This is a genomic window from Bradyrhizobium sp. URHC0002 (assembly GCF_054059515.1).
Genome location: NZ_JBSSCF010000001.1, coordinates 6602357 through 6616487, shown reverse-complemented (window position 1 = coordinate 6616487; position 14131 = coordinate 6602357). Strand labels below are relative to the sequence as shown.

The 14131-nt window shown below is 61.2% G+C and carries 14 protein-coding genes, 1 tRNA gene and 1 pseudogene; 8 read left to right on the top strand and 8 right to left on the bottom strand.

The window, feature by feature from the left end; all coding sequences use genetic code 11:
* Nucleotides 1–6 precede the first annotated feature (6 nt).
* The 7 genes from ACVWVY_RS32380 to ACVWVY_RS32350 form a co-directional block, all read right to left on the bottom strand.
* Nucleotides 7–561, bottom strand: a complete 555-nt coding sequence (locus tag ACVWVY_RS32380) for a hypothetical protein (RefSeq protein WP_456630187.1) — start codon at nucleotides 559–561, stop codon at nucleotides 7–9.
* Between the two features lie 28 nt (nucleotides 562–589).
* Entirely contained in the window at nucleotides 590–751 is a 162-nt protein-coding gene (locus ACVWVY_RS32375; protein WP_456630186.1) for a DUF2934 domain-containing protein, read from the bottom strand.
* 372 nt (nucleotides 752–1123) lie between these two features.
* The gene (locus tag ACVWVY_RS32370) at nucleotides 1124–1366 is read right to left on the bottom strand and encodes a DUF6894 family protein (RefSeq protein WP_456630185.1); all 243 of its coding nucleotides are present in this window, start codon (nucleotides 1364–1366) and stop codon (nucleotides 1124–1126) included.
* 294 nt (nucleotides 1367–1660) lie between these two features.
* The gene (locus ACVWVY_RS32365) at nucleotides 1661–1795 is read right to left on the bottom strand and encodes a hypothetical protein (protein WP_456630184.1); all 135 of its coding nucleotides are present in this window, start codon (nucleotides 1793–1795) and stop codon (nucleotides 1661–1663) included.
* Nucleotides 1796–2117: 322 nt separating this feature from the next.
* Entirely contained in the window at nucleotides 2118–3254 is a 1137-nt protein-coding gene (locus tag ACVWVY_RS32360; protein ID WP_456630183.1) for a glycosyltransferase family 4 protein, read from the bottom strand.
* 43 nt (nucleotides 3255–3297) lie between these two features.
* Nucleotides 3298–4539, bottom strand: a complete 1242-nt coding sequence (locus tag ACVWVY_RS32355) for a glycosyltransferase (protein WP_456630182.1) — start codon at nucleotides 4537–4539, stop codon at nucleotides 3298–3300.
* A gap of 531 nt (nucleotides 4540–5070) precedes the next feature.
* Nucleotides 5071–5406 carry an IS66 family transposase gene (locus ACVWVY_RS32350; protein ID WP_456632502.1) on the bottom strand — a complete coding sequence of 112 codons (336 nt, stop codon included), beginning with the start codon at nucleotides 5404–5406 and terminating at the stop codon, nucleotides 5071–5073.
* On the opposite strand from ACVWVY_RS32350, the pseudogene ACVWVY_RS32345 reads away from it, so the two are divergent.
* The 7 genes and pseudogenes from ACVWVY_RS32345 to ACVWVY_RS32315 form a co-directional block, all read left to right on the top strand.
* Nucleotides 5341–5592: pseudogene (locus ACVWVY_RS32345) on the top strand (transposase); the annotation flags it as partial. The gene ACVWVY_RS32350 and the pseudogene ACVWVY_RS32345 overlap by 66 nt on opposite strands.
* A gap of 53 nt (nucleotides 5593–5645) precedes the next feature.
* Nucleotides 5646–5828, top strand: coding sequence for a hypothetical protein (locus tag ACVWVY_RS32340; protein WP_456632501.1), 183 nt, complete (start codon nucleotides 5646–5648; stop codon nucleotides 5826–5828).
* A 660-nt stretch (nucleotides 5829–6488) separates the two neighbouring features.
* Entirely contained in the window at nucleotides 6489–8591 is a 2103-nt protein-coding gene (locus tag ACVWVY_RS32335; protein WP_456630181.1) for a DUF3363 domain-containing protein, read from the top strand.
* Between the two features lie 432 nt (nucleotides 8592–9023).
* Entirely contained in the window at nucleotides 9024–10214 is a 1191-nt protein-coding gene (locus tag ACVWVY_RS32330; protein WP_456630180.1) for a MarR family transcriptional regulator, read from the top strand.
* A gap of 7 nt (nucleotides 10215–10221) precedes the next feature.
* On the top strand, nucleotides 10222–10698 hold the full coding sequence (locus ACVWVY_RS32325; protein ID WP_456630179.1) for a DUF3363 domain-containing protein: 477 nt from the start codon (nucleotides 10222–10224) through the stop codon (nucleotides 10696–10698).
* Between the two features lie 377 nt (nucleotides 10699–11075).
* Nucleotides 11076–11468 (top strand): hypothetical protein, encoded by a 393-nt coding sequence (locus ACVWVY_RS32320; protein ID WP_456630178.1) that lies wholly within the window; start codon nucleotides 11076–11078, stop codon nucleotides 11466–11468.
* Between the two features lie 66 nt (nucleotides 11469–11534).
* Nucleotides 11535–13085: a recombinase family protein gene (locus ACVWVY_RS32315; protein ID WP_456630177.1), complete on the top strand. Its 1551-nt coding sequence runs from the start codon at nucleotides 11535–11537 to the stop codon at nucleotides 13083–13085.
* Here the strand turns inward: ACVWVY_RS32315 and ACVWVY_RS32310 are convergent.
* Nucleotides 13071–13144: transfer RNA gene (locus ACVWVY_RS32310), tRNA-Gln, on the bottom strand. The genes ACVWVY_RS32315 and ACVWVY_RS32310 overlap by 15 nt on opposite strands.
* Nucleotides 13145–13345: 201 nt before the next feature.
* Here ACVWVY_RS32310 and ACVWVY_RS32305 point away from each other — a divergent pair.
* On the top strand, nucleotides 13346–14110 hold the full coding sequence (locus tag ACVWVY_RS32305) for a spermidine synthase (protein ID WP_456630176.1): 765 nt from the start codon (nucleotides 13346–13348) through the stop codon (nucleotides 14108–14110).
* Nucleotides 14111–14131: the final 21 nt, after the last annotated feature.

The following is a 14131-nucleotide window of genomic DNA, read 5'->3' as shown; positions in this document are numbered from 1 at the left end:
CAGAAATCATGACTGCTTTCGCGCTCGCCAGCCCCGAACGAATTCCTCCAGAAAGGGAAGAACTTCCAGCAACATGGCCGCAAACAAGAACGTGGCAACGTATGTCCAGGGCGGTGGATCGCGTTTGAGGACAAGGTCAAAGCGTGCAGCCTCGGATCCAAGTCCCCACAGGCTGACAAACTGTGACCAGTTGAAAATAATTACGATGAGGACGGCCGTGAGAGGTATCAGTTCGAGGAAGCTGTGGACGTGCTGTTCGATGGGCGTGATGCGCCGCTTTTGACTAGCGAACGTCGTGTCCCACAGGGCCGTCAACTGGTGCAGGGCAAGACCGGCGATCATCACCGCGAAAACGAGTGCGTTGATCTCCAGGAATACCGCTGCCAACAAGGGTATGCCTATTTCAGCCAACATCAGCAGATGAAGCAGGGATTCCTTGTAACCGCTCGTCAACTCAATTCGTGCGGCGCGATGGCAAAGGTAGTCAGCAAAGCCAGCCAATAACCAAAGTGGCAGGACAAAGTATAACAATATGGTTTCGGCGGCTGCGGAATAAGACATCAACTCTCCGGTATGGAGTTCTTGCCACTTAGAGGTTGTCGGGTGTGCGGATGGGAGATGATTTATCCTCGTTTCGCAACTCTTGCTCTGCCTGCTGCCAGAATTCGTCCTCCCTGCCTTTGGGCCTGCCGTTACGCTCCCAGATCTCGTAAGCGCGATTTTTGATTTCCTTTTCGGTCGGCTGGGTCATCGCCTCACCTCCTTCAATCCCGTAGTGTGGTCGTCGCGCGGCTGTTCAAGAGCAGGGCGCAAACGTTGAGTGTGCGGCCTGGCCTTTGGAGACGTTGCGATGCACTCTCCCCACGCGAGGAATGCCGTGCAGCTATGTTGTGGCGATGCGCGGCAACGAGCCGTGTGCTTCACTCGCCAGCCCTGCAGGACTACTTCCTTTTGCGAGGACAATTGCGAACAAGGAGCTGGGTTCCATCTTTGATCATCGTCGTCATCAGGGTTGTCACAGCTCTCCTTTGGATTGGAGGGGCGGGAGTCCCAGCGAATTAGTGAAGGTGGCGACCTGTCAAGACGCGCGGTTTCGTCGAAGCGTGCTGTGCGGTTGCGGGTCTTAATCCCTGTGCTGGTGAACCTCGAACGTGAATGTGACCTGCAATACCGGCCCGTCATCGTCTCTGACGTCGATGGAGATCCGGTCCCGTTGCCGTCGTGCGGCCCCCCGGATCGCATTCCTTGCCATGTCCGCAAGCGTGCGGGCCGCTCCCGCTTGGGCGGCTTCCATGCCCTCTTCGTCAGGGGCGATCTGGTCGCCTCGCACAGCGAAATAGTAGCGTGGTATCGCGACAGGATTCATTCCTAGGCAAAGACCCCGCAGCTCCGGATTATTTTTTCAAACTCGGCCACTGTGATTTCCAACCAAGGCAAGGGGAAGAAAAGCTGCCGAGAAATTTAAGGGCGTTCGGGTCGAGAGGAAGGCTGAGGCCTCAGCGCCTTGGAGGCGCTGAAACCCATCATGTCCTACGTGGCGGCGGTCCCGCATGTCTATCGAACTGCGCCGCTCCGCATTAGCGTTTTCAGCGAAGTGGATCCGGTTGCGTTAAGAAAACGCGTCAAAATCCCCGTTTCGATTCAATAAACGGAAAAGGTTTTAGCGTTTGCGGCTCTCCACACGATCGGCGGCTAGGCGGTCGAAGGCGAAGTTGGCGCTCAGCGCCATGAGCCCGCCAGCGACGGCCAGCGCGGCCAGCAAAAGCACGAGGTCGCGCTTTAGGAAATCGAACACGAATCCCCCCGGGCGGCTCAACCGGCCCCATAACGTCGAGGACGCCGCTTGGTTCCCTGAATATTCCGGCGGTTACCAAATAGAGCGCTTGAAGGAACCGTTCAGCGCCGAACCGTATCCCGCGCTCCACGTTTTCGATGTGGGGCGTAACAAGTGAGCCTGCCATGTGGATGGAGCTGGGTTTGCTAGGCGCAGCCGGACTGCTGATACCGGCAATTCTAGTTATCGCGGTCTTTAAGGCGTCCAATTTGCGGCGAGGAGGCGAGATAGAACCGTTGGAGCACCAAGAATGGGTTTCCTCTTCCGGCTTGCGATCTCCGGACTAGCACTTCTTTGAGAAGTAGCTGGTGTCAGCGTCGGCACCGTTAGGGTGCAGGCCGTTGGGCAATGGATCGAGCCGGCGCGGCCGTGACTCCCAATGTGTTTTGCCGGCATCGGGACGAACCAGTGCCTTGTATTGACGAAGATACTCCTGCGCCATTCGTGTCGCGGTGAAGCGCTTCTCGAACTGCATCCGCACTTGGCGTCGATCGAGCTCGCCAAGCCGTTCGACGGCCCTGATGGCTTCTGCTTCCCCTGACACGACAAATCCGGTAATGCCGTCGTCAATGACTTCCGGCACCGAACCGGACTTGAATGCGATAACGGGCGTACCGCAGGCCATTGCCTCGATCATGACGAGACCGAACGGTTCTGGCCAGTCGATCGGAAACAGCAATGCGGCGGCGTTCGTCAGAAACTGCCGTTTCGTTTCATCATTGACTTCGCCAGTGAGCCGTACCTGCTCTCCGTCGATCTGCGGTTCGAGCTTTTCCTTGAAATAGCCTCGCTCGCCCCGCGGTACCTTAGCCGCGATCCGAAGCGGCATTTTGGCGGCGCGTGCAATTCGGATGGCGGCTTCCGGTCCTTTTTCTGCCGTCAACCGGCCCAGGAAGGCGAGGTAGGAGCCGGCTTCGAACGAAGGGCGGAACAAGTCGTTCGGCAGTCCATGATAAACCGTCCCCAGCCAGTTTGCCTCACGCAAGGGCGCGCGCTGATTATCCGATATCGAAACGAAGGGCGCGTCGGGGAAGCGGCCGACCACGTCTGGAAAGCCCGGCAAGTCCATGCGCCCATGGCAGGTGGTCAGAAAGGGGACGCCAAGGCGGCTCAGAAGCGGCAGGTGCAGCCAATCGATATGCGCGTGAATGACATCGAATTCGCTCGCGTGCCGCGCTACTGCCTCCAGCAAGGCTGCCTGCGCAACCATCGGGTCCGTCCGCGGGCGGCCAAGGCGGAGCGCCCGCGGCCAGACGGCATGAAGCTTGGCGGCGGTTTTCGAATCTCCACTGGCAAACAGGGTCACCTCATGCCCAAGGCTTACCAGTTCGTCGACCAGCCAAGCCACCACGCGCTCGGTGCCGCCATAGAGCTTGGGAGGAACGCTTTCGGCTAGAGGCGCTACCTGGGCAATTCGCATCGGCTTTTCACCATGGAGGTCTCAGGGCTCTCGAACCCACCGGTCAGACCACCGGCCGTTCGTATTTGCACAACAGGTCGAGCCAATCCTCTAATAGTCGGCTCATCAGAAAGTTCTGCCGCACACTTTCTTTCGCCCGCGAGCCGACTTGCTCCCGGAGCCCGGGATCCTTGACGAGCTGGACAATTCTTGCGGCTGCCTGGTCGGGCGTACTTACCAGAAATCCGTTCCATTCGTCCTTGATCTGGTGCCGGATACCTCCGACGTCGCCGCCGATCACGGCAGCGCCTTTCCACATCGCCTCGGTAACGGTGAGACCAAAACCTTCCCGGGTAGACTTCTGCAGGACGACCGCGGCCGACCGCTGCAGCGCGTTCACCAGGGTCGGATCATCGACCGCAAGAACGATGATGCCGTCCTCGGCAACGCTCTCGATCGTTTCGAGGATTTTCCCACCTTCCGGATCGTCTGAGGCGTTATTGCCGACGAGCACGAGCCGACAGTCGACCTGTTCTCTGGCCTTGCGGAAGGTGTCAATGACGCCCATCGGGTCCTTCCATGCGTCGAACCTGGAAATCTGCGTCACTAACGGACGATCCGTTGGAATTTTGTAGTTGCGCAGGAATTCGCGTATCTCGCGGTCGGACAGCTCCCGGTTCTTCGCGGAGAACGGATCGATTGCCGGGGTTACGAACTGTTGGTCAATACGAAGGTCCTGGCCGTATTCAGGTAGCGAGAAGATAGCGGCGTCATATTGCTCGATGAACTGACGCAGATAAGCCCATACGGGGGCGTGCGGTGTCGAGAGGTCGACGTGACATTGCCAGAGCCACGGCATTTCGCGATCGGCGAAATGGGCGATCAGCGGCAGAGGCTGTGGATCATGCACGATGACCGCGTCGCAATCGTCCAGATGAAGCCGGGTGGCGTTCTCGAACACGACCTCTTCGTAGATCGTCCTCTCGGCATCCGAGAACTCCAGGTCCTCGCCTTGCAGCGTATTGTGAAGCTTCTTGGTGCAACCAAAGAAGCCCGGCGTTCCCTGAATCAAGTGCCAGTCGGTTTCGATGCCGGTCGCGTTCAGCATCAGGGTTAGTGGCGTGAGCAATTCGGTGACGCCTCCCCCATAGAACGTCGAACTGATATGGGCAACGCGCATCGTGCGCACCCGCTCGGCCTTGGCGGATATGCGCTCGACCGTCGCACGGCCGATCAGCGGCTCGTACTGTTCCAGCGTATGAAGCCCGAGGGTGGACCGTTGAACCGCGGAGCTGAGCATCGACATCAAGGGGTCCCTTACGGTTTTTCGATTGTGATAACGACGTCATCGTCGTGGTTGCCCTCGGCAATTTCGCAACAGCACAGCAAAGGTGACCAGCGACCTCAGGGCGTTCTTCCACTTTTTCCCTCGGAATAAGTCCGAACGCGCTTGGAAGTTGCCTCAGGCCGGCAATCCGGCAAGCCAAATTTAAACTAGATGAACGCTTATTAATCGGCCGTTCAGGAGTGGCGTGACCTTGCGCGCACGTCAGCGTTCGGGTTCTGCACCTCGCTCAGCTCTCGACAGCATTTCCGGCTTTTCGCACGGCAGCAATTGGTCGAGACGTTGATCGGGTGCCCCGTCGATCATGCGCGAGAGCACTTCAGGAGATAGCGCAGGGCTCGAGTCGTTAAGCTTGCAGATTTCTATCAACGAACAGAGAACGGCCTCTCGGATGGCCGCCCAATCGCTGCCGACGAAGATATGATTCTTGCGACGGAGCGGCACTGTTCCTGGTTCCGCGTTCAGCCGGGTTGGTCGAGTTCGATGCCGCCTTCATGCAGGAAGCGCGCAGGGCGTCCAGCGCGAGAGTGCGTAGCGGATCGCTTCGGCAATCGTGCTGCGGCCGGCTCCAACAGGAGGCTGCTCTTCGAACACGAGCCGCATCGCCTCCACGACGGCTTGGAGCGATTGAGGCGAGTTGCGAACCGAGTGTCCGCGAACGTCGGCTTCAATAGCATAGAGTTTGGCGACCTGGCCCAGCGCTTCGGTCGCGATCGGCGCATTGGTTGCCTGCGCGACTCGTAGAATCGTCGGCCATGCCGGATGTCCGACGGGCGATTTGAAGGCTACGAAAGATTGCACCGCGTGCTTCTTCAGGTGGTTCAGCATGACGCGGTTTGCCGCCGTTTCATGACGGTGCCTGGGTCCCGTGCCGCCAAAGTCGGGGTCGATGATCCCCGACGCTTGACGCGGTCTCGGAGGGTTGGAGCGCATTTTGGCCTGACGCCGAGACGACATCAATCTGGAACGTCCATCGACTATGAAGGACGGATCAGCAAGCAGGGCGACGCAGCCGTTCGGCAGGCGCTGTGCGAGGCGGCTGCAAGCCTTCTGCTGCGGGTCAGAAAATGGTCGGCATTGCGGGCGTGGGGCTGCGGATCGCCAAGCGGTCGAGCAGGTTGTGCGCGATCGTCGCGGTGGCGCGCAAGCTTGCCGGCATCCTGCACAGGATGTGGGTCAGCGAAACCGACTTCCACGTCGGCTTCGGTGCCAAGGTTACGCAACGATTGCGATTGAGGCCCGCGCCGTAGTTGTTGCACGGATGACGAGAAAGTAGCGCTGGCGTTGCAGTCAGCATGTTGAGGAGGAACAAAGATTACAGATCCGCTCGCGCGGTGAGCGTCCCCTGGCGGGGCCGCGAAACCGGGAATGTCCGCTATCTCTTGCCTGCTACCCCCTTGGGGATGAGAGCGTCGGACTGCTTGGACAGCCCTGTTTACCAACCTGATGAAGAGCATGCGACAGCCCAAGTGCTGAACACGAGGGAACGCATGGACCCCGCCTGGAGAATGCAAGTCGCGACCGTGCTGATGGCGAACGCTGCTCGCAATCGAAGCAGCGAGATAAGGAGCGCTGCTTGTTTAGAGAAATCGCAAGAAAGCGTAGCAGGGAGTTGACTTTGCACGCCCGATTAGGAAGGCAAGATAAAGCGAGATTCCTCGCTGCCGGAACTTCGTTCCTAAGTTTATGTCTGCACATTGTTTTAGGTCGCCCTCTGAGGTTCTATCGAGATTAGCGAGCGGCGCATTTTCCGATTATCATTCTCTTTCAATGCTCCGGGAGCCGTCGCTCGCGACCTGCTGAGTATCGGAGATGACCGTAGATTCGCTGGCGCAGGCATTTCTACGCTGCATCACGCGGACTGCATTTCTGGTCTTGCGCGATAACGTTCGGCTTCCAATCGTCATCTCATGGCGCGCAACGAAGACGACTTTCACATCCGTCTCGGCAAGGTCCGCGATCGGGGTGGCGGGCGGGCAACCGCGCGCCGGATTGGCGTGGCGCGCGGACGCACGACCAGCTTCGTCGGTGAGGTTCACCGGGCGATCCGGCGCGCCGGCGGCAATCCGAACCGGGACAGCGCCGGAAAGGGAGGCGGCCGGTTCAACGCGCGGGGCAGGGGCACTGCGTTGGCACAGACCCTTAAGGATCGGAATGCGTGGAGCCGGGACGGAAGCGGCGCGCGCACGCGGGCGCGGCGGGTGGCGGTGAAGGCCCGCGTGGTGAAGCTCAATCCGCAGCGCGGAGCCGCCCGCGGACGGCAGTTTGTCGGCGCCAAGGCGGCGGACGCGCACCTGCGTTATCTCGAACGGGACGGCGTAACGAAGGATGGCGAGAAGGGGCGGGTTTATTCGGCCGGGCGCGACGTGGGGGATGGCCGTGCTTTCCTGGACCGCGGCCGCCACGACCGCCATCAGTTCCGCTTCATCGTCTCGTCCGAGGACGGTGTGGAGCTATCCGATCTGCGCACCACCACGCGCGACCTCATGCGACAGATGGAAGCTGACCTCGGGACCAAACTCGACTGGATCGCTGTCGATCATCACAACACCGGCCACCCGCACACGCATATCCTTGTCCGGGGCATCACCCATGACGGCAAGACCCTGAACATCGCCGGCGACTATATCGCCTACGGCATTCGCGAACGGGCCAGCGAGATCGTTACCCGGGAACTGGGTCGCCAGACCGAGCTTGAGGTAACGAAGCAGCTTGAGCGGGAGGTGGATGCCGATCGCTTTACCCGGCTCGACCGCATGCTGATTGCCGAGCAACAGGGGAAGGAGTTTTCCGACCTGCGCCGCGACCGGGACATGCGTGACACGTTCCGCCAGAACCGGGCGCTGCTGATCGGGCGGGCACGCAAGCTGGAGCGCATGGGGCTAGCGACCGAGATCGAGACCGGCAAATGGATCGTATCGCCAAAGGCCGAGCCGATCCTGCGGGAGCTTGGCGAGCGCGGCGACATCATCAAGACCATGCACCGGGCACTGGAGCGGGATGGGCTGGCCGGGGACCGCCATCCCGGCAACTACGTCCTGCACCGCGAGAAGGCGACGGACCGCATCGTCGGCCGGGTGCTTGACAAGGGGCTTGGCGGCGACGAGATGGGCGAGCGGGTTCGGCTGGTGATCGACGGGGTGGACGGGCGCGTGCATCACATCGAGATGGATGCTGCCCGCGCCGAGGAGGCCGGCCGAGGCATGATCATCGCGGCCGGTTCTGCCCCTGCCGGACCGCGTGCCGCAGACCGCAACATCATCGACGTAGCCGGTGAAGGAGGCGTCTATCGTCCATCCCAGCATCTGGAGCGGGCGCGAGCCGCTATCGACCGGTTAGGCGGCGACCCCGAGGCCTTTGTCCGCTCACACGTCCGCCGGCTGGAGGCGTTGCGTCGGGCCGGCCATGCCGAGCGACTAGACGCCGACCATTGGCGCGTCCCCACCGATCTCCCCGCGCGCGGTCAAGCCTACGATCTCGCGCGGGACCGCGGCAACATCCACATCAGCATCCTGTCTCCTGCCAGCCTAGACAGCCAGGTTGGCCATGACGGCGCGACCTGGCTCGACCGGGAACTGGCCTCGCCCAGCCGTACCACACTTGCCATTACCGGGTTCGGCCGGGAGGTAACTGAGGCAATGGAACGCCGCAGGCGGAGCCTCGTGAATATGGGCCACGCCGTCCGGCTGAAGGATGGACGTATCCGCGTGTCAAAGGATTTTGTCGCCGATCTGGAACGTACGGAGGTCACGCGTGTCGGCAAGGCCATGGCTGCCGAACGCGGTCTGACGTTCACCGCCGCCAAGACCGGCGAATATATCAGTGGCACGCTTGTTGGATCCACCCAGCTCGCCAGCGGTCGCTTCGCCATGATCGATGACGGCGTCGGCTTCCAACTGGTGCCGTGGCAGCCCGTTCTCGACAAGCGCATCGGCCAACATATCACCGGCACGGTGCGCGCTGCTGGCGGCATCGAATGGAGTTTCGGCAGGAACCGGGGGTTGGGGCTGTGAGTGTCCCCAACATTGTGACCTGCTTATCGCCATGGGGCCAGACCGGCGGCACACGCGTCCGGTCTGAGCCGTGCGGCCGCCTTTGGCTCCTGACTGAACCGCGAGGGCATCACTCGCAGCGACACCAAGATCGGCTGGTGGTTTTGGCACGCTGTTCCGGACGTGACGTTGCCGGACCGAATTGCGTTTCTATTTCAACGCTGATGCAAGCGGCGCGATGTTTCGACGTTGCGATCATGCAGCGCAGGCGCAAGCTCTTCGGCATGAGCCAGGACGACGTCTCGAGCTTTCGCCCGCGCGCGAGGCCGCTTCTGCTCGCCACCTCTGCGAAACGTTCAAGGCGCAGATCGAAGCGGGGCGGGCCGGTTACCCACCCCGACGCGGTGACATCTCGATGTGACTCGTTGAGCTGGATCTGACCAGAGGCCGCATATGACCGACCACCAACGGCCGCTCACCGAGACCCAGGCGCTCGCGTGGCTGCACAGTCAACCGGACGGCACGATCGCGACCACGGTGTCCGATCTCGCTCGCTCTTGGGGTTGGAACCGGTCGACCACGTCGCGGCGTGTCAAGGTATGGGTCGCATCTGGTCAGCTCGTGCGCTCACCCGGCCCGGACGGTCGTTCCATATTCACAGCGAGGACATCCGATGTGCCACAGGCGTGCGACGCCGCGACCGCCCTGGCTTGCCCGTCAGCGAAATCTCTCGTCATTCCAACCCTGAGCCTGCCTGTGCAATCCGCTGCACAGGGCGACGACGCCGTGACCGGGCTCGTGCAGCACTTCGGATCACCGATTGCCGCAGTCCGAGTCACGCGTGCCGCAGGCGGCGCGGCTCTTGCGGCGCTGGCGGTGGCGGTGGCCTGGTTCGGAATGCGGATCAATGCCTGGTATGGCGGCACGCTCGGCCGTACCCCCGAGGCCAGTACCCTGCTCTCCGGCCTGAGCGTCTCGGCCGATGTTCTGGCGCTAATCCTGCCCACTACGGCCCGCACACTGTGGACCGACCGCCGGCGCATGGCGGCGGCGGTCGCCTGGGCCCTGTGGACCGTCACGGTCGTGGTCGCCCTCATGGCCACGGTCGGCTTTGCCGCGCTCAACATTGCGGACACGACCGCGGCACGGGCCGGGACCGTGACCGAGCGCGCTGCGCTCACGGCGCGGATCGAGCGACTGCGTGCCGAACGTGGCGGCATTACGGAGAGCCGGTCGGTCGCGGCGATCGAGGCCGAGCTGCAGCGCACGCAGCCAGCCGCGGCAACCGTGTGGCGGGCGACCGCCGGCTGTCGCGATGTGACGCTCCCGGCTTCGGGAGAGGTCTGCGCTCCCGTTCTGGCCTTGCGGCAGGCTCAGGCCACGGCGGAGCGGCGTGACGTTCTGGAAGCCGATCTGCGCGAAGCGGAATCGCAGTTGAGGGGTCTGCCGTCCGTCATGGCCACCGACCCGCAGGCCGACACCGCGGCCCGGCTGATCAGCTGGATGAGCTTGGGACTGATCACCGTCACCAGCAATGACATCCACCTTGCCCGTATCGCCGGTATGACGCTGGTGCCGCAGCTTGCCGGTCTCGTCCTCATGCTGGCGGCCACGCTATGGCAGTCGCGCGGGCAGGGCACCTGATCTGTCGATGCGACCGACACTCCGTCGATCAGGGCGACGATGCGATGCACCGGGATCTCGGCCTTCGGCTTCCAGGCGAGGCTGGAGCGAGAGCGCCGGCCACGGCGATTTCCGGCTGCGGTCGACGGTCATCGCAGATGTGGTCGGCGCCGGAACGTCATGGCGGCAATCCTGTAGCCATGCTGATCGCCGCTCTGATCGGGTCGTGTCGAATTGGTGCGCGGGCGGCGGCAATGCCAGGCCGAGCTCGCCTGACCGGAGCAGCCGCCACCGTCTCGGCCCTCCGGGCCCTGATCGCTTACAACGAGAGCGACCATCCAGCGGCCGTTTCGCGATGAGCGAAGACGGACTCGGGTTCAGCCTCGTGCCTTGGCGAGACGCGCTTGAACCACAAATCCGCCCCCACATCTCCGGCATCGTCATGCCAGTGGGCACAGTCGACTGGTCCTTCACGGCCGCCAGGGTTATGCCTTTAAGCGAATAGCAAGCCTTGCCTGCATAAAGGCTAGCAAACCGGACCAACGCCATCCGGTAAAGGCTGGTGCGTCCGCACCACCGCTTCGCGGCCGACGGCCTTGACCGGCTGTCGCTGGCCCGGCAGGGCCTTTCCAGGCAGGTAAGGCTTAGTGGGAAGCGGAGCGCTTCCTCGTCCTGACGCGGGTTTCGGGGGAAAGGCATCGCCCTTCTTGAGAACGCCGGTTCCGCGCGAAAACGTTTTGGATATTGGGAACCAATGGGCGGAAGCCGCCGACAGCAGGTATTTTTACGCTCCAACGCGACGGCTCGACCTCCTGACTTCCGTTCTGTGCTTACTCGTTGTTTTTTCGTTCGATGGACCTGACGAGGGAGCATCGGACGGCGGTGGAAGAGGAAAGAAAACGGCCTCGTCCGGCCGGTAATGGCGTCGTTGCCACTGAAAGCATGCTGCCTTACGAGCGAGCGGACGAGAGTCTTTCCATGTCGGCAAGCACGCATAAATCAGCAGGCAAAGCGGTCGCGCAGCGAGCGCCACCGCCGCACGACTATCTTGAAGCGACACGCCAATTTTGGCAGCGTTACGCCAAGCACCCTCTCACGCGTGAAGACGCGCGCGATATGGCGCACAACCTCATTGGATTTTTCACGGTGCTGCGCGAGTGGACGATCGCTGAGCGGCAGCGCGAGCGATGCGGCATCGCGCGTCGGGATGAGCCGCCGCGGCGCCGTGGAAGGCCGCGCAAGAAAGTATCGGCGAAAAGCAAAACATCAGGATGATGTCGAATTCCATTGCGCGTGCGGGCTCGCCCTGATTCAATCAGTGACAAAGCTTCGAGGCCGCGCATGAGCAACAAGATCAGAAAGACTAACGCGACTCCCAAGACGAACAAGGCGCTCGCCTATGCTCGCGTGTCATCGAAGGAGCAGGACACCGAAGGGTTCTCAATCGCCTCGCAGCAAAAGCTGTTGCAATCTTACGCAGCAGAGAACCGGATCGTCATCGAGAAGGAATTCATTGATGTCGAGACCGCGAAGGCCAGCGGTCGTGCGAACTTCACCGAGATGGTGAACTACATCAAGAGGCATCCAAATGTGCGCGTCGTGCTGGTCGAGAAAACAGACCGTCTGTACCGCAACCTTAAGGACTGGGTTCTGTTAGACGAACTGGATATTGAAATTCACCTCGTGAAAGAAGGCGTCGTGCTCTCGCAGGAGTCTAAGTCATCGGAGAAGTTTTTCCACGGCATCAAGGTGCTGATGGCGAAGAATTACATCGACAATCTTTCCGAGGAAGCACGCAAGGGTCAGCAGGAGAAGGCAGAGCAGGGCATTTGGCCGACAAAAGCGCCCCTCGGTTATCGCAATGTCCTCGGGGACGACGGCAAGCGTGCCATCGCCCCCGATCCGGAAGTCGCTCCCGTAATTACGAAGATGTTCGAGTGGTACGCGCCGGGCACCCTGTCCTTGGAGCAGGTGACTGAGAAGGCACTCGCCGAAGGCTTGTCATATCGCCGCACGGGTGCTCCCGTTCCAGTCAGCGCTGTCCACACTATCCTGCACAACCGCATTTATACTGGCGAGTTTGTCTGGAAGGGGCGCATCTACAAAGGGCGACACACGCCGCTGATCTCCGTTGAACTGTTCGAGCGCGTGCAGCATTCGCTTGCGGGACGGCAGAAGAAAAAGCTTCGCCGGTTGAAGAATGACTTTGCGTTCTCGACGCTCATCAGATGCGGGCATTGCGGCTGCGCCTTGACAGGCGATATCAAGAAAGGCCGATATATCTATTACCGCTGCACAGGCTACAAGGGGCGTTGCCCTGAGCCCTACGTCAAGGAAGAAGTGCTTTCAAGAACGTTTGCTGAATTGTTGCGTCAATTGGATATTGGCGAAGCTGCACTCAAACTGGTCGCCGACGGCCTCAAATCGAGCCACGTCGACCAAACCAAGGAACACGACGAGGCCATCAAACGCCTACAGGGGGAATACGACCGCATCCAAACGCGCCTTCACGCCATGTACCTGGACAAGCTCGATGGCAAGATCGAGGGACCACTGTTCGACAGCTTGTCAGTGGACTGGCGCAAGCAGCAGGATCGGTGCCTGCGCGAGATCGAGCGCCACCAGTCAGCAGATCAATCTTATCTTGTGGAAGGCATCACGATTCTCGAATTGGCGCAAAATGCACAACGCCTGTTCGAGAACGAGCCGCCGATGGAGAAGAGGCGGCTCCTGAATTTCGTTGTTTCGAACTCGACGTGGGCCGACGGAGAGCTGAAAGCTACACTCCGCGAACCGTTTGGATTTATTGCAAGAATGGCCAAGTTCACTTCGGGCGGCGGTTCCGAAAACGGAACAAGCTTCGCCGATCATTCTGAATGGCTGGGGAACTAGGATTCGAACCTAGACAAACAGAGTCAGAGTCTGTTGTGCTACCGTTACACCATTCCCCAAGAGTTGCTCAACAACATCAATATGTTAGACGTCATTTGGGCAGATGCTCGCGGGGCCCGATCCCGGAAGCCCGCGAACTGGCGTCCTTCTACCCGCTACCTCCCGCCCTTGGCAAGCGCGAGGGAATGGCGTTGTTGCAGGGGAGCCCGGCATATCCAGGGTCATTTGTGGCGGTCGCGCCGCAGTCAGGGCCGGGGCGTATGAGCCTTTATTTCGAAGAGCTTGATTTCCGCCCGACGCCGATGGGCGTGCTGAGCCTGCGGCGCCGCAGGCGGCCGATGTCCGATGTCGATGTTTACGAAATCAAGCTCGGCGACGAATTCCTGATGTCGAGCCAGTTCACCGCAGCCGAGATCGAACTGGCCCGGCTCGGGTTGGCAGCGCTCGGTCGCGGGGATCTCGACGTGGTGGTCGGCGGCCTGGGGCTCGGCTACACCGCGCGCGCGGTGCTCGATAATCCGGACGTGCGATCCTTGATTGTGGTGGATGCGCTTGCCGAGGTCATCGAATGGCACGAGCAGGGATTGCTTCCGCTCGGAAGGGAGTTGACCGCCGATCCGCGCTGCCGCCTCGTCAATGGCGACTTCTTCGCGATGTCGTCCTCCGTCGAAGGGTTCGATCACCGTTCGCAGGGGCGGCGGTTCGATGCCGTGCTGGTGGATATCGATCATTCGCCGCGCAAATTGCTGCATCCGCGCCACGCCGCGCTGTATGAGCCGGAGGGGTTGGCCCGGCTCGCCGGCCATCTGCACCCGGGGGGCGTCTTCGCGCTCTGGTCGGACGATGCTCCCGATGAGGCGTTTGAACGCGTCCTGGCCGAAGCCTTTGCAACCCAAACATCCCATGTCGTGACCTTCGACAATTTGCGCGGGGATCACGATGCCAGCAACACCGTTTATGTGGCCATGAAAGCCGAACTGCCTGGCCCGAGGGCAGTGGCCGGAGCGATGCCAGCCGGCGATTGAAGCTCTGGCCTGTCCCCGGCG